This window comes from Teredinibacter franksiae, assembly GCF_014218805.1.
GTDB lineage: Bacteria > Pseudomonadota > Gammaproteobacteria > Pseudomonadales > Cellvibrionaceae > Teredinibacter > Teredinibacter franksiae.
Genome location: NZ_JACJUV010000008.1, coordinates 74,654 through 96,942 on the forward strand (window position 1 = coordinate 74,654; position 22,289 = coordinate 96,942).

Below are 22,289 nucleotides of genomic sequence, written 5' to 3' on the forward strand. Positions count from 1 at the left end.
ATGACAACATGAAAAAAAACCTGATAATCACCGCATTACTGATTTTATTCGTAAGTGCCTGCGCGCACGAAGGTTCAAAAACGCATAATGCACAGCCAGAATGGGTTATGTCCGAAAGCCAACAATACCCGCGCTCACAATTTTTAACTGGCGTTGGCGAAGCTGACACAATGGAAGACGCTAGAACTCGCGCCAGAGCAGAATTAGCTAAAATATTTAGTGTCAACATACAGTCGACTTCCAGCGACATTACGGCCTACGAACAAAGCCGTGTAGCAGGCATATCATATACCACTGACTCTTTGGCTGTTTCACGGGATATACGAAGCTCCACGGAACAACGTCTTGAAGGCGTTAAAGTCCCCGAATTATGGAAAAACCCATTAGAGCAGCGTTACTACGCGCTGGCTATTTTACCTAGACAAACCACCACCCTGAATTTGCGCACCGATATAACTCTACTAGACGTAGCCACCAGCACACTCATAACGCGTACTCAACAGTCAAAATCGCTTATAGAAAAAATTCGTTTATCCAACGAAACCATTCCTTTACAACAAAAGCGTCGGGTACTAAACAAGCAATTACAGGTCGTGTCATTAACAGGCCAATCGGTTCCCTCGCAATGGCCTGTCGAAAAGCTCCAACTCGATCATGCTGCACTTATCGCAAGAATAACAATTACCGTAAAGGCATCTGGCTTAAACAATGAAAAACTACAAACGAGCGTAGAAGACGCGTTGGCGAGCCAGGGCTTTACCGTAATACCCGAAGGCGCCTACCAATTAAACGTTAACTTAGACTCAACAGCCTTACCGCCCCAAGGGCAATGGTATTATGAAAAAGCCAACCTCAGCATATCGCTAGTTGGTGATAACAAAAAAAGCCTAGGCGGTCATGCATGGGATTTTAAAGTATCGTCCTCAGACCCCACCCTCACCGAATTACGCGTACTTGAGCAAGCAAAGAAGCGGTTACAAACAGAGCTACAAAACGTACTGTTTAACATGTTGGGGAGTAACTCTTAAGAATAGTCTTTTGAACACCTCTATTAATGCGCTTGGCGCTTAACCGCAGTAAGCGTCAGTCCGTCAAATCCGATAAAGGTTGATATGAAAATCAAATGCGGATGCGGCTAGAAAAGCGAATCTTTTATCAATTCACCTCAAAGAACCGCAACTGCACAATTTAAGCGCTAGCCGAATGTTCAGAGAGGTTACAAAAAAGACACGCTTCACAGCGTTATGAATACTAAAACGGCCACGAGAAAACGTTCTATGTGGCCGATGAACACCTCATTTTCGGAGTGGTAGATTAGGGCTGCGTACTATTCGAATGGTAAATCAATTTCACTCGGACAAAGTAAGGCGCATCGTAACCCCAATCATTGTCTGCTACATTTGTCGATTTATTAAGAATATCCGCAACTGTCAAATAAAAGGCATCGGCGGCTGTTTCGTGGTTGACCCACATAGGCCCGGTGGCATCTGCCGCAGGAGTAATTAAATCTACGGCTGTAACTGTAGCATTTACATCGCCATTGCTGGCGAAAAGCCCGTCGTCGCCCTGCCAATCTTCGAGTGTACCGTTGTTACTGCTATCCCGGTATAGGCCCCACGCATATTCAACTATCGACCCCGGCGCTGGAGAGTACAATTCAACTTGAATTTCACTGTACCATGTTTCGGCTATTCCACCTGCCGCAATGTAATTTTTCGCAATATCAAGCTGGTACCAGTCCCGATCGGAGTAGTAGTCAATAAAACCTGACTGCCATGGAAATGTTACTTCTATGATGTCTGTCTCAGGGTTAGTAATTAAACTGCTCGATAGATCACTTGCCAATGAAAAAGCAGTAGCATTGTAACTAAAGTCCCTGCTCTCGTTAGCATCAACGATGAGTTTCAGCACATTTCGGTTTACTGTTAATGCACTCTGTTCGCTAGATTCATCGTAAAAGCTTGCATTCGATACGCGCGCATCGCCTGTCGCAGGTGCCTGTGTTGTGATAGGCACAATATTCGAGCGTACTGAATAACTGTTGTCAATATCAGATTCATCAGATTGCATGTCGACTATTTTAACGAAATAATCGGAGTTAGTGTTGCCAGGAGATTGCGGAACAAAATAGCTGGATTTAAAAGATACGGGATATTCAGCACTTTCCCAGCCGGTAAAGGCATCAAGAATATCATCGGCCCTAAAAATAGTAATGTTGTATTCCAACGGTGTTACGCTTTCTGATTCGATAAACACCTCGAGTACACGATCCTGGCTGTGGTCCGCAGCTACGGTAATTTTATACCAGTCCACATCACCAACATAAGACAATTTCGCCTGGGTTTCAGTACTACCGCTTTCATCCAACTCAATAGCGGTATTAATAGTATTGTTGCCCCCACCCATTTCTGCATCGTCTGACACATCAACTGAGTCTACAGTTACTTCGTAACGCATTCCAATTTCGTTAGCTACATTACATACCTGATTATCAATGGCGCTTACGCTAATAAAGTGTTCGCCGATTGTTTCAACTTTTATTTCGGCTTTTCGCGCGTTTGTCTCGGTAGAATATTCTTTGGAAAATAGAACAATATCACTGGAGTCCTTTATCTCAAGCAGGAACCAAGAGTTACATCCGTTACTTTCGCTAGGATCGAAGGTTACTTGTAGAACCTGTATTGATGTAGGTGCTGGACCCGACTGTATACTACTCCAATCTTGATCGTCAGCGTAATCCAGCGAACCACTTATGACATAGTGACCGTCACCGGTGATGGTAGCGGCTGTTTCTTGGGTGTCGTTAGTGGACACTTCGGAAGTAGTAACACTAGTCAAACAAGTAGTATAGGGTGAGGATGTATCAAAACTGTCCTTCCCTTGATCGCTCACCAGAACGTAGTAGCTTCCCGCTGGCAAGCTTTCAACCATTCTGTAATTGCTATCAACGGTTTTTGTTATGCTTCTAATTAATTCTCCATCACTGGCAAATAAACTTACCTTTAGATCAACTGAAGTGCCCCCGGCAAATGCCGTAAACTCAGTCGCTATATCGTAAACACCGCTATCCAAAAGGGTAAACTGCATAACGTCGGTATCACCCACGGTACCAATACTATCGGTATGGCAGCGGCTGTCTAGCAACACATCAACGGCCGTATCAAAAGTACCGTTGTTGTCTTCAGGTGCGGCTACATCGTAAGAAATAGTGTAAATTTCTGTTGCCGAGTAGTCATTGTCATCTAGATCACGGATCGAAATAGCTAATTTTTGAGGCTGGGTAATATTGACATTTATGTTTATGGTGGAGCTAGAAGCGCTTTCCTCCGGAAAGTGATCGGCAGCGATTCGAAAGCGATTACCGTTGGTATCTTCTTCGTAAATTGTTGCTAGTATGTCGACGTCGTAGCGCATTGTATTGTTATTAACTTTTAAAGCGACAATACCCGGCTCATTGATATTGATAGTGTACCAATCAACATCGGCGACAGTATCTATTTTACCGTCAAGGCTAGTTTTTTGCTCCAATAGTCGAGTACTGTTTTCAACATCTCCACCCGAGTCGCCTTTTCCTGATCCACCGCATCCGGCTAATACAAGTATCGTAAAGAGAGATACACTTAGTTGTGGTATTGAATTTTTCATAAGATTCACCAATTATGGAACTAGTTCAAAATTGTCTGGTGTAATTTCGATTACTTTATCGCTATCACGGATATTCACGGTCACGGTTGCACGCCGAAACAAAGGTGTTGTATCGGGTTGGTCACTCGGGACCTGAGCTACGTACAGCTGTATGACATTGTCCCCAGGCAGCTGATCGGTCATATCGCTACGATAACCAGGGTCTAGTAAGTGGATATTGGAAATGGTAAATTCGAATTCACGTACAAAAGATTCAGAATCTGTTCCTTGATTCATTTGCACTAATCCTGTATCAACTATTTCGTACTGATAGGAGTAGCGTTCGCGAACAATAGGGTCCGCTGACTTTACATTGGTGTGGTGATGAACTTCTAGCCAATCAACGCTACCGTCAAAATCGGTATCGTCAGTATCTTGTACTTCAATAGGGCTAGTGCCCGCTAGGTGTTCAATATAATCGGGAATACCATCGTAATCGGTGTCAGCAATTTTTCTTTTTGTACCCTGTATATATTCTTCACAATCAGTCAAACCGTCGGTGTCAGTATCGGGCCATGTGTCTTCCGCACCCAAATCACAGGGGCTATCAAAAACCAATGGATCGCGTTCGTTACCCGGTGAACTCACTAACTTCTCGAAGTAATCACTCATGCCATCGTTATCGGTGTCGTGGTTACCGGGGTCAGAACCGTAGAGTAACTCCTCTTCGTCGGATAGGCCGTCGCCATCGGTATCGACCATTAAGCTATCAACACCTGGTATAACATTGTAATTGTAAGCAACAATATACTTAACGATGTATTCAACCGTTAACCGTAGGTCAACAATATTGAAGTCGATAGAGTCGGCATTTTCAAAATGTTGATATTGGCCCTGCCCTGCATCGGCCATCGCTTCTAGTATTTGTCCAGCCTGGGCAAGATCATCGTCGTCCAGTGCTGGATCTTCTAGCAAAAAGGTGTGGAAGTTAAATGAACCCACGCCCCAATTTTCGACCATATCGACAATATCTTCTACGCTATCAGTTATTTTTTTCTCGGAGTCTATTCCGGTACCAGAATCTGGCTGACCATCGCTAAGAAATATTACGATATATTTAGTACGAGACAAATTATCCTGATTTTCTGTATCGGTAATATCCCGCTGAATATCAGCGTATATAGTACTGAGTGTTCCCAAATAGTTAGTCGTCGTGTCATTTGCATTGAAGCTAAGAATATCGTTGAGTTCGTCTGGGTCTTTGGTGTAGTCGTTTTGGCCATCGCCATTTTGGGTAACGGCGGTAACGGCAGAATTCCAAATCATCACCTCAAACGAAACATCGTCGAACTCGCTGTTGTAACGATTAATGAATTCTCTGGCCGCGTCTAGTCGTAGACCGTGAGGGTCTGCCCCGGCCCCACTGCCGTCGGGCATAACAAACCCCATACTGGCAGACGCATCAATCGCAAATAGCACTTTTACCGGAAAGCCAATCTCGTCTGGATTTTCGGTACGAAAAGAACCTTTTAATACGGCTATGCTACTTTCGGTAGTACGTTCCAGTGGTGCGTGATCTTTACACCCCACAAGCACCGCAACCAAGCATCCAAGTAGTAAAATAATTGTGGAAACCCGCTTCATACGAATATCCTCCCGGAATCTGTTGTGTCGTTTAACTGATATAGGCACAAAAAATACGGCACTAAATTCAGCTATATAGTCAATGATAATTTTCACTAAACTGAACAAATATCGCCGCGACCATCACCATCACTATCAACCTGATCGGCATTCGCCGTTGATGGGCAATTATCACAAACATTACCAATACCATCTTCATCTGAATCCAAGTTTTGATCCGAGCGAGCGTTGGGGCACAAATCTACATTAATATTGAATCCATCATTGTCGTAGTCGTTATCGCAGGCATCTCCCTGCACGTCGCCTACCAGATAGAAATCCGCATTGGCTTGGCCTGTATTGGCTACAGCAGGACAATTGTCGATAGCATCCGGAATAGTGTCGCCATCATCGTCGTCATCACATAAATCGCCCATGCCGTCTTCATCTCGATCGGTTTGATCGCTATTGGCAATGTACGCACAATTATCTCTTTGCCCGAGTAGCTCAACTTCATCGCCATCGATATCGTTATCGCAAACGTCTCCAATACCATCGTTATCTATGTCTTCTTGATAATAATTGGCGAGCGAAGGGCAGTTATCGCAGGCATCGCCGTGTCGATCACCGTCGGAATTATCCTGGTCGAAGTTTGCATCGTGCGTGCAGTTATCTTGTGGGTCATTCCAGCCGTCATCGTCGAAATCGTCATCGGCTTGCTGGATTGGTCCGACCGTAAGTGCAACCAAAACCAGCGCTCCGCCACCTCCTCCACCCACGCCACCAGTAGGAGGAGCACCACAATCCGCTCCACACTCCAATATGCGACCGTCTTCATCACGAAAAAATACGTTCCCGTTTTGATCGACGTAGCGTACCCAAAGAACTCCACTATCATCGAGGTAGCCTTCGTCGGTATAAACGCCCGCGAGAGCCGAAAGAGATAGCATGACTAATGCAAATCCAACCAATAATGTTGACAAGATAAGGGTTTTCACGTGAACCTCCACAACCGAAGAAAAATAGTTTTGCGCAGCACCAAATACACCGCACAAAGGCTTAATCTATTTCTAGTGCAATAGATGTTTATAGACTTCACTGGTTATTCATTATTTTCTGTAAACAAATAAACTGTATTATCTGTATTGGAAAAACTACTAATGTAAATATTGTTCTCTATATCAAACCAAAGTGAATTAAACAGACCGATATCACCGGCTTCATCCACTCGCTGTTTAAACCAACTCATATTCGTTAAATCAAGACGAGCTAGCTTCAAATTAAAAAGGTCACGCTGCCCGCCTATACCATAAGATTCTGTTTCATAGTAGGCAATCGCGGGGCTACCTAAATTATCGAACGCCAATTCAGTATGACCCCCAATCTTTGTTGCTTCATCAACCGTATGGACCGTCCATTCACCTTCCGAATAGACGGCATAACGCAGTGCGTACCCGTCGTCTTCGGTATAACTTAAATGCTCAGTACACTCTCCTATAGAATAGGCAACGCCCAATTCGCCTTCTGGAGAGATGGCGGCGGATATATCAGTAATAAAACAGCCTTTGTCGACCCACTCACTTTGCCACAGTCCATTAACTGTACGCGCGACGCGCAGGCCATGTTCGTTGTAATTAATTTCTCTTGCACCGTAAAAAATAACAGGGCTATCATCCATGTCTACAACCAAACTGTTATGGTAACCCACCGCATTTTGGTAATTTGTTGTCGCATAGTCATTGCCTTCTACATGCTCTTCGCTGGCAATATCAAAACTATCCAGCGCCCCAGCAGGTTTTTGCACATAAAGCACATCAGGATGTAGGGCGTTATTAGAATCACAGCCCTCCCAAAAAAATTGAAATGCGATATGCACATTGCCATTGCTATCGATAGCTAGGCTTGGGTAATCGCCCGCATCGCCATCAGTATATGCGGGGTTTCTCGACCCAGAATAGCCAATAGCACCTACGTATTCTTGCCACGCGCTATCACCAGTGGCCTTCACTGCAAGCATGGTGTCGGATTGCTGTGTATTACAGTGCGCAACATTGCCACCCCTATAGGCCGTATATAAAGTATTATTGTTATCGATTGCCACCTCAAACTCGAGGGTATTATCTAAGGTCACAATGTCGCTAGTGGATACAAGGCTCTCGCCCTCCGGGGCTTCCGTATCCCAGACCAAATGCCTTAGGGTATATTCAACAGGAAGATTAGGTTGCTCCTCTGAGACTTCATGCGCATCCACAAAATAGACAAAATGAAGCAAACTCTCCGATAGTTTGTCTGCAACTGCGATAACATTTGTACTGAGCAAACCACCTTTGGTTACCGCAATAATTTTGGTTTTTACCCACGGTGATTTTACCAACTCCGGTTCAACTTCCTTTTTATCTCTATTTGACCGGCCTCCACATCCTGCAGTTACAATTACGACTGAAAGCAGTACCAAAGCTAGCGTGCTTATTTTACTAAAACTGTGGTTAATCCGGCGCATTGAAAAACCTCTCTGCACGAGAAATTATAAGGACGGTATCTTCTTTTTTCTTTAACCCAATACGCTTACTGTATAGCCCGTTGGCGTAATCTTTATAACCGTAGTGATAGTAAAGACCCGCAAGATTAACAGCGGCCGAATAATTAGATTTATCTATGTCTAAAGATTTCTGCAGAGAATCCCGCGCAAGCCTATCGTGCCCCATGTCCATATACACAGCGCCCATCACTGAGTAAACCTCTGAACGACGTTTACTGCCAAGCTTTCGTGTATCTTCAAGTAGGGTTTTGGCAATAACTAATGTTTGCCCTAGATCCCCGCGCTGCCTATATTTATTCGCCAATGCCAAAAGCAAGTCGACATCACCAGGGTCTCTATACAGGGAGTCAAATATCGCTCTAAATTCCGTATCCTTTAATGTTTCAAGACCAATTTGAGTTTGCTTTTGACGTTGAGAGAACGACGCGTTCCGAACAAAAGAGCGCTCCGCTTCAATGTCGTATGTGGATATTTGTCTATCTAATGGCTTAGTGCGCCTTGCAATATCTTCGCCCGTTTTAAGGTACTGAGCGGCTTCATTTCTGTATTCAAGCGCCTTTTCCGCTATTATCTGCTTGTATTGAGATATTTCATCCGATGTAAAACCTTCAGGCTGGGGCGCGCCCTCCAAGAAACGTGCATATTCCAAATTTATTTCATAAATTCGGTAGCAGGCCAAAACTGACCAGCGCGGTGACTTAAAATTAATTGCCGTTATAAAGTCATCCTGGAGCTGCTCTTGTAGTTGGGTTTTTGATTCTACAATACGGTTATCTATTTGAGCTCCTAGCTTTACTTTCATATAGCGATCGTAAGATCGAAAAGCCAATGCATAAGCGGTTCTACCTAAAGGCTCATAATATTCAGATGGAACCTTACCCTGAGCTGACATTTTTCTGGCGTTTTTGAGATACTGCAACGTCGGCCCGCTTCTGCCAGTGTAGTACGATAACTCTGCACCCAGTGCAGCAAGGGTACCCGTATTCAAAGCGCGTTTATTTTTTGCCAATACACGATAAGCTTGTTCTCTCTCACCTAGCTCATCATGTGATGCTATTAGCGCGAGCACTATTTGTTCACGAAATTTGTTATCTATCTTGTAATTATTCAATACCTTGTTGTAATTACTTATTGCGAGAGAGTTTTGTTTCAAATTCCCTCTAATCTGTGCAGCTTGGAATAGAAAATCCTTTGAATTTACAGATTTTGGGAATTGTAAAACATACTGCTCTAGGTAGTCTGCAAGTACACGATAGTTAGCTGTCGTTAACGATAAATCGATAAGTGCTCTTAATGCGTTTTCTGCATGTTCTGTTCCGCTAAAACGACTAGCGATACTCTGACCAGCGACGTGCATACTTTCTATATCACCATGCTCTTCGCTGGAGACAAACAAGGCATTAAGCGCTTGTATACCCAAACCTGCCGTTTTGTTGCTATCCGCAAAATTAATCAGCTTTTCTTTCCCTGAATCCCAATCGTTAATCGAACCGACGACCATTTCCTGAATTATTTTCGACTGAGCGGCTTTACTTACTTTCGCAATATTCTGTTTTACACCGCTATCAAGGCCAGGGATCTCGGCTATATCCTGCTCGAGATCCATCAACGCGTCATAGTTTTCCGTTGTGTTCAATGAATCCATTATGAGTTCAACTGCAGCTTTGGCATTGCTTCCCTTCGGATATTTTTTTACGAAAGCTGAAAACTCCTCTACAGCCGCTTGAAACTCCCCTTTGTCGTACTGAATACGAGCAATGTTAAATAGGATATCCTCAGATTTACTCGAACTAGGGTAAAGGCCAACGTATGTTTGACCAACATCGCGTAATCCATCTTGAGAGAAAGCTATCTCGTAATGATTTAAATCTCCTATATTGTTTAGTGCAGTGTAATAAGCGGCAGCAGCGCTATACAAAGGATCGTGCCTTACCTTTGGGTCCGATATAGTTGATGCAATCGTTTCGTAAACTTTCCCCGCACGAGTGTGATCACCTGATGAAAATAAACTTTCTGCATAGTTGATCTGTATTTCTGCGTATTTTGGGCTTTCATCAAAAAAGTCCAAATACTTCTTATACACAGAAGCAGCAACTCTGTAGTCGTCAACTTCATTGGTTTTCTTTGCATTGTTATGCAAGCGAGTAGCGACATCACGGGCATAGAGTTCGTACACTGTCATTAACTCCACTTTTTTGGATTCATCCATATGTACCGAATACCGAACTTGATCCAATGCCTTCACAATTAATACAATATCGTTTTCTGAACCTCCAAAGTTTTTTGACTCCAATAAACAAGTGTACAAATTTTCCAAATAATGAAGAAGTTTAGTGCCATCAGACTGCATGGCGGATAGCTCACGATAAATGTATGATGCGTTGTCCCACTTGTGCTTAATCATGTAGCGATTGGCAAGCTTTTCTAAAACCAAAATATATGATTGTCGTGACCAAGCAATCTTTTTAAAATAAGCAGAATCATCGCCTGGTTTAGTATCCTTATAAACTTGACTGTAGGTAAATGCCATGTCAGCGAGCGCCTCTAGACGAATATCCACACGATTATAGGTGTCTACATCTACTGTCGAAGGTGCGTCTTTGTTGGCCACTGATTTTTCAAAAAGACTTAATGCTTGTGCATAATTTCGCTTGTTTATATGTACCCACGCAAGCTTATACCGAGCAATCACTATGGCGGAACTCTTAGGGTATTGAAGAACACGTTGGTAATAACCAAGTGCTTGATCGATATTTTTGTCCTGGTAGGCGTGGTCTCCCAACAGTAAGAGTGATTCTGGAACAAACTCGCTTAGGGGGTACGTCTTTAGAATTTCCTCATACTGCTCGACCATATCAGTATACTTCCCTAGCTCACGAAACTCGTGAGCTAGGAAGAAATGAACTTTGTCAAGATATTCAAAATCTGGAAAATGACTAATGATTTGCAAGTAGGTTTCAACGGCCTTTTCTTTCAAACCCGCAGCTTCAATACTGCTTATTTCCCGTACCTTTCCACGCTCCCCCATCTCTAGTCTACGAAGAAAGAAAACAACACGAGATTTTTCTGCATAGAGCTCCGCTAACCGAATATATAACTCTGGCAGAAATGGCTTACCGTGAGATTTCGATATTAGGTCCTTAGTGTTTGTTATTGCATGGTCCAAGTTGCTTTTATCAAGCTCAAAACGTCGAATAAGAATATCGTCTTCAACAGTCTTGGCCTCGCGCTTGAATCCATATTTGCTCGATTCACTTTCTTCTTCCTGCAATGACTCAAAGATTGGCTCTACTTCTGATGGGTTAGCTTTACCTATAAACGGCAGGAAAGAACATGATGTAATGCCAAATGCGAAACCCGCTATCATCATAGCTTTTACTAAAGGCTGAAAACGGTTAACGATGGAGGTTTCAAGTATATATTTCATTTGAAAAAAACCTCCCACTCTTGTTCATTGTTACACTCGTCCGATAAATGAACTTTGTAGTCATCAAACTCGTCGCTCCAAAATTCACCTTGAAACTGATAGACAACCTTACCCTTATAGGAACTGCTCGCCGATTTTTCTGGTTTAGCTTCTCGATACCTTAGGTCGCTGGCGCTCTGATACTGATCGACACCTGACTCATAGCGAACCAAATTTATGTTTTCTTCGTATTCCAACAAAAGGTTCGCTAAGCGTTCGTACTCGCGATCTACATTAAGCCTGAGACGCTTTGCTGACTGTTCAAGCTTTAGTGTATATGTCGCGCTCAAGTGGTTGTGCAGCGCTTGATCATCTAATGTCTGTAGTAATACAGTTTCGGTTTCGAGTAAGCGAACAAATGCCCACTGACGTTTAATCGATTCATCGTTAAGAATTAGATATAAGATGGTTTTCGTTTCTGGATCGGCTGCAAGCTTGCGATCGTATACTGCGTCCAATGCTTTTTGATAGCGCGCATAGAAAGCGTCAACTGTAGACAACGTTGACTCATATTTACACAAGCTTTTGTAAATTAGCGATTTCAATATGAACATTTCTGGAGTGAAAAATCGCCTGAAGTCCGGTGCTTCAAACGCATAGAGCAACCCCATAGCACGCTGAGGTTTATTTAGCTTATATTGGTTCCACGCTCGCTCTAATAAAAAGGAGGCCTGCTCGCTTACCGGCGTTTTTATCGCCTTGTAATGCTCAATTGCCTTTTGATGTTCGGACCTTTCAAAAAGCAATCTTGCGCTAGTCCAATGCGCTGTGTCCACTAGCGTTGCATCAACATTCGGTAGCGCCAATAGAGATTCCAAGAGCGTTAACGCTGAATCTATTTCATTTTTTCGCGTTTGCTCTACAGCATGTTGATATAGATAGCTAGCATAATAAATTGAGTCACGCGGGATACTACCAAAATGTCCTTCAGCCCATTCAGCATGCCCATTGCGAGTATCGTATATACCCTGGTGGTAATGAACCATTGCGGCGAGATCGTCATCAACAAATCCGTAGTCTGTGCTATTTAGCGCTTGGGCTATTAGCATCTCCTGATCAAATGGTTGATTTCTTGAGAGATTATCGAAATAACTCAATATATAGACTACGATTTTGGTGTTTGGTTTACTTGTAACTATTTTGGTGAAAGTATCTACCGCTGCGTGTGAAAATCCTAGTTTTTCCAGGGAAACGCCGTAGAAAAAATTTGCCCATTCATAATTCTCATCTCCTGCATTTGCAACAGACATGTAGTGATAAAATCCACCAAGAGATTCTTTATAGTTCTTTCTATTAAAACTGTCATAACCGACTTTAAAAAGAGCCTTCTTTTCTTCGTCGAGTTTTTCCTGCTCATCAATAGTAAGTTCCATCACCTGTTCTGGCTGTTGATATTCTGTCTCAACAAGCGTCTCTTGGCTATGCGCAGATGACGCCACCAAAAAGCTTAGCGCTAACAGAAAACAAATACTTAAATCATTACTTTTACACATGACTCTTTACTTCAGATAGTTGTAAATAGAGCTATCTTCACCTTCGGTTTTATTGAAAGAACCAAAGCCATCGAATCGATAATTGAATCCAACACCAAGATAAATTGAACTTTCTACCGAACTCTCTTTAAATATAAAAATATCTTTAAGATCCAAGCTAATGTTAAATGACTTGTTTATAAAGTACTTTCTACCAACTCCGGCACTTAAGGTAAGCGCCGACTCCTGCTCATTATCACCGTAACTGAGCATTTTTTTGTAAGTAGCTATTCCTGTTCCAAACGAAACATACGTTTCATTATTGACAACATGTTTATTCCAAACAGAGTCTTTACCATAGCTCGGCTTTATCATAAAACTTGTTTCAAAATGGCTAGTAATTTCGTCGAATGTAGAAGGTGTTACGCCAAAGTTTTCTTCCAAATCTCGCTTAATATCGCGCTCATTATTCAGCATATAGCTTGCGCGTATAACCTCCCATGCATAGTTTTCACTAAAATGATGAATATAGTTAAACGACACCGGAAAAACTTCATAAAAGTTGTCATCAGGTAAATGTCCTATCGAAAACCCTATTTCGTTTTTTCGGTCAAACAGTCGCTCCTGGACAATCGTAACTTCGGGCTTCGCTGAATCGGCAACATCCACACAATAAGCCGTGTTACTGATACTGAATACGACGGTTGCTAATAATAAACACCTGGAAAATAACATCTATCGATTCCTTAGAATGACACTGAATCAAAAATGAATGGGAACGATACAAATACAGAACCCCCTGATGGTTTAGGGAACTCCCAACTTTTTACCGCTGCTTTAATACAGGAATGAATATCGTTGGAGCGAAGAGATGACGTTTTAATGTTGACCTCGCCCACACGTCCAGACGAAAGTACTTTCCACTCAAATACTGCCTTCCCCGCTAAACCCGGGTTGCTCATTAATGTTTTTTCGTAACAGTAAACAACTTCATCCATGTGAGCATCGATAACACCTTTCACTTCGTCTCGACTTAAACCACCTTTAATTTTTACGGTGCGTGTCAGTGTTGCAGAAACTCGACCACGAATATCGCGATTCCCAGTGATACCTGTTTCGAGTGCGCCAACATTACCTTCACCTGCCACTCCACCACTGCGTAAAACTTTGTTTGATCCACTGGTATTAATAAGCTCTCCAGAGGCCACTTCAATGCGAGCACCCTGCACTTTTGCTGAAAGTCCAGAGACTTTCAGTACCGCAGAGCTTTGATCTAAAGACGATACCGCATCTATGCTACTAATCTCGGCTAAAGCTTGCTTTTTTCCTTCCTGTTTATCGCTTCTAGTACCCAATGCGGCTAATAAACCTGATGATTTGACATCTCGTTTTTTAATGTTTCCACCCTTTTTACTTCCGCCGCCAGCGTTTTTTGGTTTGGGTTTCGCTGATGTTGGTTTTTTAGTTACCTTTATTTTTTTAACAGTATCCATTTTTTTTACTTTTGGTATTTTTTTGACCTCAGCAGGAGGCTTTGGTGGTGGAGTTGGTATTACTAAAGGCTGTAATTCAACTTGCGCGAACCTAGGCTCTTCTATTTTTTCCGTTTTATGGTGTGTTAGTGTATAGATAAGACTTCCCAATATTATTATTGCAATGTGGAATACAGCAGAATATTGTAAAAAATGCTTAAAATTCCTACCTTGCTCTTGAGGTATATCCGGTACCTTGCAAGCAACTCGAGCAGGAACGACACGTAAACGGTACTCATCATTTCCTGCTTTTAGGAAAATAACTTTGTCTGGCGGTAGCGTATACCGTAATGATTTCTTTGGGCTATTAACCTGTAGTGCTTTAACGCTTTCATTTTCACTCGTATTACTGCTGTATTCGCCAATGCCAGCGGCAAAATAACGTCGCATATAGAATATTTGACACTGGTTGTTTTTTCGATTACTTGCTATTTTTATTTTCCGCGTACCGACATGAACCGAATAACTGTCTCCAAGGTTGACATGCTCCAAGTTCCTTACCTCACCTCGATGAAATCGAGTCACCTCAATCAGTAATGGCGCATTATGGTCAATGACACCCTGTTTCCGATTGCCATTAAGCTTATCGGTAAGGGAATAAAGCGTTTCATTATCCAGTGTTGTATCGATGTCATATTCATCATCCTCGTCCTCTTCATCAAATACAGCACCACTGATAGGCCATACTACCGGTGCGTCTTTTCGATTACGTGTTTTGGTTGATTTCGCTCTTACATCGACTTGTGGAGCATTACCAGAGGCCTCCAAACTAGCAACAACCGAACGCGACTCAGTTTTCTTCCGCGATTTAACAGTATTAACTTGTTTTTTAGCTGGATCTTCGTTATCAGGAATAGTACTTTTTTTGTCTTCTAACGGTAATATAGTCCGAGTACATGGAGAATTTGGCGCTCTTGATACTCTCTTATTTTTGGTTAATCCAGTTCGGCCTGTTGTTGTGCTATCGTTTATTTTTACGTTTAGTATTCTATCTTGCTCGTACTGCGGATGAGTTGCTTTATGATTTTCTGTCTTTTTCGATATAGACGTTATATCAGTTGATTTTTCCGAATTTAATTTTTTTGTATCCGAGTGTGTTTTACTCTTCTTTGTGCTCTTTTGATCACGAAAATGTTGTGGGTATTTTTGGCTAAACTCATCGATCAACTCTTGTCGCAAATCGTCCTTTATCTGTAAAAGTAATTCAGCTTTAATTTTTTCCTCAATTTCTTTTCTTTGCTCGAGCGAAAAAGTACTTGTATGTTTAATTTCCGCAGGCTCGAAGGAACCACCTGAACGCTGTAAAACCCGTTTCACCGAGGAATCATTATCAATTTTAATGTTTACATTACGCTCTTTACCCAGTATGTAATCGCCAAGCCGCCTAATAATATTGTATTTACTTTTCGATTCTATGCTTTTATGGACAGTATCTTTTTTGGCTAGAGTTGAAGATCCACCTACCTGCTGAATATCCCACTGATTCTGTGGATGTAATTTTTCGTTAAGGTTTACGATTACTTTTTGCTGTTTTTTAACATGTGTTACTAAGTCGCTAATGATTTGATCTTTATCATTAGCTATAGATGTGTCAATCACCCCGTGACCTTTACGCTCTAATTCTTCCAGTATTTGGTCGGTTATAGCGGGGATATTCGAAGCCGTATTGTCTCTTGATGGCATCACTCAAATCCTATACGACAAATCATTTAGATAGCTTTAGGTCTGGAAGCGGTTTTGGTTCGGCCGCCTGATCTTCAAGTTCCATTTCGTGGCCATAAAAGTCGTTAACAATTTCTTGCCGATAGCTTTTCCTTGTTTTTAACAAGGTTTTTAGCGGTGTTTTCCTTCTGTTCGTTAGATACACTGCACCCGATTTTATAGACTGCCCTTGAATATACGTATTACCAAAATCTATACGGCTTTCTTTCTGGTCATCCCCCTCTTCCGCAACAACGACGGCAGAGTATGCTGATATAAAAAACCATAATAAAGTCAAGCATAATAGAATATGCTGTTTCATGATCCGAGCCTCCGAAATACCGCGATATTTGAATATTTGGGGCAATTACTCACCCGTAACTGCAAATTGCATATTGGGATAACCGACCATCCCTATAGTTTTCATAACAGAATTGATTACCTTAAATGGAACTGACTTATCACAAAAAAATAACACTTGTGGTTTGTTTTTATTGACACTACTTACTAGGCCAGCCCCTCCTTTCTGGGTATCGGTTTCCTGCAAGTTCATTTTTTCCTGTAATTCCAGCCGATCTTTTCGTATTTTTTCTAGTGTTTTGTAAAGCCTACTATTACGGGGGTTATTAGGGTCAAAATCCATAATTTTTCCTTGGCGTATATTGGCAACGGTCTGATCTTCAATCTTTAGCGTGTCTGGCGATAAAAACACTTTAATTGTATTCTCATAATCGCTTTGGCTACTGGACGAAGGTAAATCGATATTGCTGTTTAACTGCACCTCGTCGGGCTTTTCGGCGTATGAAAACAACAAGAAGAATACGATAATGGTAAACATATCCATCATTGCTGTTATTTGTAGCTTTGGTGCTATAAACGGTTCTCTATTTCGAAAATTATTGCCAAGCGACATCCCAAATACCTCAAAATCGTCATCAATACTTAACTAGAAGAAACTTCACCGGACACGACCACAATGGGAAAAAGCGTTGTTTCACCGCTTTTTCTTGCAACATCCATAACAGTTACAATATCTTTATAAATCACATCGTCGGCTGGCGACAAAATTAACGTATTGCTTTTAGGATATTTGTTTTTTATTCCCCTTAGATAGATAACCAACTCTTCTAACATTTCAGTCTCTTTGTCTTTTGTCCATTCAATACGAGTATCGAGCGACTTTAACTGATCTTCGGTTAGTTCAGGTGACGTAACCGACAGACGAACACCCGTATACGTAAGCTTGACCACAGCGGTAACCACAACCTCCTTTTTTTTGCTGTCTTCACTACTTAGGGATGTTTCTGCTCTAACAGGCACGGACGTGTCAATTGCTTTCAAATGTAAAAAGCTCGCTGACATAAGTAGGAATGGAATGAGCACCAGAAACATATTCATGATGGGCACCATATTAATTTCTACGTCTGGCTCAGGTCGTTTTCGCCTGGTACCTAAAGCAGCCATGACAATCAACTACTCCTTTTCATATTTGACAGAATATTAAACAACCCTAGTGCTTTTTCATCGAGCTTATCGATTAGGTAGTCACCTCTATTACTGAGCAAGTAGAAACCGACAAGACATGGAATAGATACAATCAAGCCAAAAGCGGTAGTAAACATAGCAATAGAAATACCCGAGGCTAAAATCTGCTGTTTTTCTGCTGCAGCTGCCTCACTAACACCAGAAAACGCTGCAATAAGACCAACAATGGTTCCGAGCAAACCAAGAAGTGTTGCAACATTCGCGAACATACTTAAGTAATTGATACGAGCCTTTATTTTGGGGATTTCTCGAAGAATGCTTTCTTGCAGTGCCTGCTCAATTTCTTTATCTCGCTTACCGGCTTTTAGTAAGCCCGTCTTTAATGTTCGACCCAAAGGGTGATTGGAAAACCTATTTACCTCTTCAAATGCCTGTTGATAGTTTTCTTTTTCCAGTCGAATTTCTACACGCCTAAAGGCTTTGTCGACATTTAAACCCAAACGAAGATACAGATAGAAGGCTCGTTCACAAAAAAGCGCCAAAGCACCAATAGACGTAAAGAGAATGACGTACATAAAAACACCGCCATCTGTGAAGAACGTAAACATTGTGTACCCCTTAGCCAAATTTAGTTTCACCCAAAAAACAGAACACTTCTCTACAAGCCAAACAGACGAGTCGGAGACCGCAATAAAATGCTCAATAAGTTACATCCGATGTGCGTTTAAACCAGAACTGTAATATTCATTCTTTTCAATTATTTACCCGTTTTTAATGGGCCATATGGACTAAAAACCATCCCAACTAGTAGACCTAAAAACCTGCATTAATCCTAGTATTTCTTCTATCTAGCTGAAGAACATGTCTTGCGTTTTTCATGTGGACGGAAAATCGATTTCAGACTATATAGTGGTTAATTTACCCAAAACATCACCTCAGCTTCGCAAACAGCCTCTTCTTCATTATTGGTACAGGCTCTACTTTCACCGCTGATTACATTTTCATCATTCATTTGGTCCAGCAGCCACAACTATATTTTGTGATCTACTGAAATGAATTACGCTTAAACGTTTTTCAATTCCGCCAGCAATCGTTACTGAAACTTCAAATTATGCAAAAGAAATTATGTTTTTGTTTTACCGCGGAACCCACAAAACCTCGAAGAAGTTTAGAATAAAATATAGTCTTATGATGTTGTGTGAGGAGATGTAAAAGCGTGATTCATGCACTGCTGACACTTGATCGCAATCAAATAAATGGAGCTGATAGCGGTATTTTTATGTCCAACTAGCTTACTAATCGAATAAATATGATTCAGAACTGTCCTATCATTATAAGAATATATTTTTCTTTATCCGGAAATATAATTTTTTTATCTATACACAAAAACCGCGACACCCACATTAAGTTAGTAATGTGTAGCACCCCAAAAAAAATCAAATATTTTTATCGTAATTACAACCCTATTTGAATTTATGGCGTTGTTCATTTTCATAAAATACACAACAAAAATAACAACCAGTGATCTAGATAAGCTTAAACAATTCGATATATTTACAATTTTTATATTGAAATTTTGTAATAGAGGATGTTTTATGTCAGCCTGCTGATTAGACTTAACAAAAGAAAGTACTAGTTAAGTGACTTGATACCCTTTTCGCTAACGCTATAAACAAAGAACCGATAGCCCTAACTTTAATTTATGAGTCCGGAATCCCACTATATTTGCGATGAATGAACCTCTTGCTTTTCATCACATACACATATCATTCAGACCTTCTGTATTCCTAAATGGCCTTTGGATTCATTTCAAGTTATTGGAAATTTCAGAGTGGCAGGCATACTGCTGAACTGGCTAAATTTCTATTTTTTAAATGATACGTGTATGCGGCCGCGCCGAGCTAAATTCATCCATTAGAAGCGTCCCTTTGATTATTTCAATATTTTTTCACCCGGTGCATGTAGAATGCTTCTAGCCAGGTTTTAGTGCCATCGATTTTCTGGTGCAACTCAAACTTCAATGAAAAGAGGGGTAAGGATGAGCATTGTAGACAAGCTAGAGATCTCGCTCTGCGGCACGGGTGATATGCGCCTAGGTAAAACGGTAGGTATGCCGGGTTGGGAAATTCGTCTGCTAAAGGAGTTTTGTGATAGAGAATCGCTAATGCTCATAATCAGAGCTTGTAACCCCGATAACCGTCAATACATGTACAAACAAGGATATGCGCCGAAACCGGTGGGGATGAACTCCAAAACCAGCACCCTCGAAAGCGGCCCAAAGGGAATTGTTGCTGCCGATCGACTTACAGAGAAAGACCAGCAATCGATCGACAATAGCGACCTGCGGAACTACCTACAGGGTAAAAGTTTTTACAGTGATTACGATCTAATGTCGGCGTGGCGCCGACTCAGTGCGAGCCGATGCAAAAAAATCGACACCAATAGTAATGCGTTTTTACACAGCTTGAACGCCATTGTGGGCTTGCGTTTTATGCACGGTGGCAACGACGATTACTATAACCGTAAAACCGGTGAGTTTTTGGGTACTGACAATGTTAAACCAAACGAACAATTTGTAGTGATTGGTGCCTACGACAAACCCTTCGACATAGCCGGCTTAGATGACCTAAAACGCTACTATAAGCAATGTGGATGCGATTCAGACCTTACCTTTAACATCAGCGCTAAAAAGATACCTGTGCCCATTTGGCCATACTAATGCGTGATACACGGCTTATTCTAACCCTGAATATGAAAGTCGTGTTTGCCAGAACATGCACAATAGTCAGGGAAGTCAACCATCACCTACCTCGACAACATTAGGTAGAAGAAACCGAATGATCGGACACCCACACTAACACGCCCCCCTTATTCAAATTTTCTTAACGTGACTGTGCGACTATTTCGCGCTAACCCGTATTTAAATATAGTGCCTGCGAACACGCTACACCCTTGCCGCAATTACGCTCAAACACCTGGGCATAATCGGCCATGCGCGCCACCGAACCGGCACTGGAACCATAACGGCGGCCAAAATTCTGAACGTGGTCGATCCATTTATTTGGATTAATACCCAACCTCGACACAATAGCCGGAAGTTCGCTGGCGATAGCCCCGCGTTTATCGTCTCGTAGAATACGGCCAGTAGTTTCCACAAGCTCAAAATAGTCTTCACGGGTAAAGGGTAAGGCATGGTGAGTATCGGTATGGGAGGAACCATCAAAAGGCATTAACGGCGCTTCGGGTAAAGTATCCAAACCCATTTCAGCTTTAATTTCACGCTGCTTTTGAATACGAGCATTCAATTTCTGCTCGTCTTTAGATTTGGTATTTTTGTATTTTACGTAATCGAATAAACGCTGCTGAATGGAGGTGAAATCACTTTCCATAAGATCTGTTTCCATCGCCGCCCGAATGGGGTTGAGGTCGACATAGGCCATACAGCTCAGTAACGCGGCTTCATCCAATAGAGCCTGACTTTTAAAACGCCCCTCCCAAAACCGGCCTTTACAACCCTCTTCGCTGTTTGCCATGCGGGCTATGGTTTCATTAACGCCGCGCATGAACCAGCTGATATCGTATAAGCGTTTACGCCACTTTTCGATAATCTCATCCACTGCGGCTTGCGTAGCCGCATCAATAGCCTCCGGGTTCTCCAGCCAGTGATCAACCAGCATATGGCCGCTATACAACTGCATCCAGCGCTCGGCCACTTCTTTATTACTCCATGCCTGCGCCCTAGCCTTATCCGCATGCAGCACAACATGGTAGTGGTTGCTCATCACCGCATAAGCACACACATCTACCGCATACACATACGACAAAAACCGCAAGCGCGATACGATCCACTGCTTGCGGTGATCGTAATTCTCACCCGTCGAATGATCGTCTCCACACAAATATGCACGCCGAACACAGCGTACATAACAATGGTAAAACGGTGTTGAATCTAGAGAGATTAATGTTTCGCGGCTTTGGGTCATGGTTGCATAAATTACTAGAGCCTGGAAGACTTGTCAAGTTTTTGGATGTCCTTTTTATTGTCACGGCTTTGGGTCATGGTTGCACAAATTACCGGAACCAGGAAGGCTTGTCAAGTTTTTGGATGTCCTTTTATTTGTTTGAAGCTGGCGAGCCTGGAAGACTTGTCAAGTTTTTGGATGTCCTTTTGTTTGTCAGAAACTAAAAAGTAGTTAACTTGTGCTGCCGGTGCACTTTAATCTTGAAGCTGGCGAACCAGGAAGGCTTGTCAAGTTTTTGGATGTCCTTTTGTTTTTATCGAACTTATCGAGGCATTTAGGTTAAGGCAGATCCTTTTTTATTTTTAACAGGTATTCCAATCTCTCCGATTCCACAATTTTCTTATCGTAAAGCAGCTCGCAAACATTTAGCCTGTTTTTAATTGCTCTCAAATCTAACATCAGCTCTCTTGAAATACCTTTTTCATGCCAGGGCAAATAAGACTCTAATTTTGACTCGCCAACTTTATCAGCCGCACAAAATAACCAATCCAGTATCACATTAGCATCTAGTATTTTATGACCCGCCTGTTGACCCATTGACAGGATTAAACAAGCACGTAAATTCATTTGGGATAATTCAGTGGCTCCTCTCTCTGATTCAGGGAGCCTTCGCTCAGACTCACTATAAGCTCGATTAGATAACTCAGCCCAAAGAAGCCTTTCCTCACAAGGTAACTCTTCATCCCTTGCGTTATTTGCAGCACAAAAACCTAAACCATCAAAGTTCACATCACTACTAAAGCCATTTTTTTCTTTTGCATCAAACCATTGGATTGCTAGAACTGCAGACTTTTTTGCAACCTCATCTATTTCCATAAACTGCCC

The 22,289-nt window shown here is 42.0% G+C and carries 16 protein-coding genes; 2 read left to right on the forward strand and 14 right to left on the reverse strand.

What is annotated here, in order from left to right; genetic code table 11:
• Window positions 1-8 precede the first annotated feature (8 nt).
• Window positions 9-1,028: an LPP20 family lipoprotein gene (locus tag H5336_RS20200; RefSeq protein ID WP_185236265.1), complete on the forward strand. Its 1,020-nt coding sequence runs from the start codon at window positions 9-11 to the stop codon at window positions 1,026-1,028.
• A gap of 286 nt (window positions 1,029-1,314) precedes the next feature.
• Here the strand turns inward: H5336_RS20200 and H5336_RS20205 are convergent, their stop codons facing one another.
• The 12 genes from H5336_RS20205 to H5336_RS20260 all read right to left on the reverse strand — a co-directional run bounded on the left by H5336_RS20205 (window position 1,315) and on the right by H5336_RS20260 (window position 18,050).
• Entirely contained in the window at window positions 1,315-3,645 is a 2,331-nt protein-coding gene (locus H5336_RS20205) for a hypothetical protein (RefSeq protein WP_185236266.1), read from the reverse strand.
• 12 nt (window positions 3,646-3,657) lie between these two features.
• Window positions 3,658-5,268, reverse strand: coding sequence for a vWA domain-containing protein (locus H5336_RS20210; RefSeq protein ID WP_185236267.1), 1,611 nt, complete (start codon window positions 5,266-5,268; stop codon window positions 3,658-3,660).
• Between the two features lie 95 nt (window positions 5,269-5,363).
• Window positions 5,364-6,245, reverse strand: coding sequence for a thrombospondin type 3 repeat-containing protein (locus H5336_RS20215; protein ID WP_185236268.1), 882 nt, complete (start codon window positions 6,243-6,245; stop codon window positions 5,364-5,366).
• Window positions 6,246-6,349: 104 nt separating this feature from the next.
• Complete coding sequence (locus tag H5336_RS20220; protein WP_185236269.1) at window positions 6,350-7,747, reverse strand: hypothetical protein; 1,398 nt, start codon at window positions 7,745-7,747, stop codon at window positions 6,350-6,352.
• A complete protein-coding gene (locus H5336_RS20225) occupies window positions 7,734-11,213 on the reverse strand; it encodes a tetratricopeptide repeat protein (protein WP_185236270.1) in 3,480 nt (1,159 codons plus the stop codon). Before H5336_RS20225 ends, H5336_RS20220 begins: the two co-directional genes overlap by 14 nt.
• Window positions 11,210-12,745 carry a hypothetical protein gene (locus H5336_RS20230; RefSeq protein WP_185236271.1) on the reverse strand — a complete coding sequence of 512 codons (1,536 nt, stop codon included), beginning with the start codon at window positions 12,743-12,745 and terminating at the stop codon, window positions 11,210-11,212. Before H5336_RS20230 ends, H5336_RS20225 begins: the two co-directional genes overlap by 4 nt.
• 6 nt (window positions 12,746-12,751) lie before the next feature.
• Window positions 12,752-13,459, reverse strand: coding sequence for an outer membrane beta-barrel domain-containing protein (locus tag H5336_RS20235; RefSeq protein WP_185236272.1), 708 nt, complete (start codon window positions 13,457-13,459; stop codon window positions 12,752-12,754).
• Between the two features lie 11 nt (window positions 13,460-13,470).
• Window positions 13,471-15,939: an AgmX/PglI C-terminal domain-containing protein gene (locus tag H5336_RS20240; RefSeq protein ID WP_185236273.1), complete on the reverse strand. Its 2,469-nt coding sequence runs from the start codon at window positions 15,937-15,939 to the stop codon at window positions 13,471-13,473.
• A gap of 22 nt (window positions 15,940-15,961) precedes the next feature.
• Entirely contained in the window at window positions 15,962-16,279 is a 318-nt protein-coding gene (locus tag H5336_RS20245) for a hypothetical protein (protein ID WP_185236274.1), read from the reverse strand.
• Between the two features lie 45 nt (window positions 16,280-16,324).
• The gene (locus H5336_RS20250) at window positions 16,325-16,795 is read right to left on the reverse strand and encodes a biopolymer transporter ExbD (RefSeq protein ID WP_185236275.1); all 471 of its coding nucleotides are present in this window, start codon (window positions 16,793-16,795) and stop codon (window positions 16,325-16,327) included.
• A gap of 104 nt (window positions 16,796-16,899) precedes the next feature.
• Window positions 16,900-17,421, reverse strand: a complete 522-nt coding sequence (locus tag H5336_RS20255; RefSeq protein ID WP_185236276.1) for an ExbD/TolR family protein — start codon at window positions 17,419-17,421, stop codon at window positions 16,900-16,902.
• Between the two features lie 5 nt (window positions 17,422-17,426).
• On the reverse strand, window positions 17,427-18,050 hold the full coding sequence (locus tag H5336_RS20260) for a MotA/TolQ/ExbB proton channel family protein (protein WP_185236277.1): 624 nt from the start codon (window positions 18,048-18,050) through the stop codon (window positions 17,427-17,429).
• Window positions 18,051-19,480: 1,430 nt separating this feature from the next.
• On the opposite strand from H5336_RS20260, the gene H5336_RS20265 reads away from it, so the two are divergent.
• Complete coding sequence (locus tag H5336_RS20265) at window positions 19,481-20,161, forward strand: hypothetical protein (RefSeq protein WP_185236278.1); 681 nt, start codon at window positions 19,481-19,483, stop codon at window positions 20,159-20,161.
• Between the two features lie 190 nt (window positions 20,162-20,351).
• Here the strand turns inward: H5336_RS20265 and H5336_RS20270 are convergent, their stop codons facing one another.
• Window positions 20,352-21,341, reverse strand: a complete 990-nt coding sequence (locus H5336_RS20270; RefSeq protein WP_185236672.1) for a transposase — start codon at window positions 21,339-21,341, stop codon at window positions 20,352-20,354.
• A gap of 402 nt (window positions 21,342-21,743) precedes the next feature.
• Window positions 21,744-22,280: a hypothetical protein gene (locus H5336_RS20275; RefSeq protein ID WP_185236279.1), complete on the reverse strand. Its 537-nt coding sequence runs from the start codon at window positions 22,278-22,280 to the stop codon at window positions 21,744-21,746.
• Window positions 22,281-22,289 lie beyond the last annotated feature (9 nt).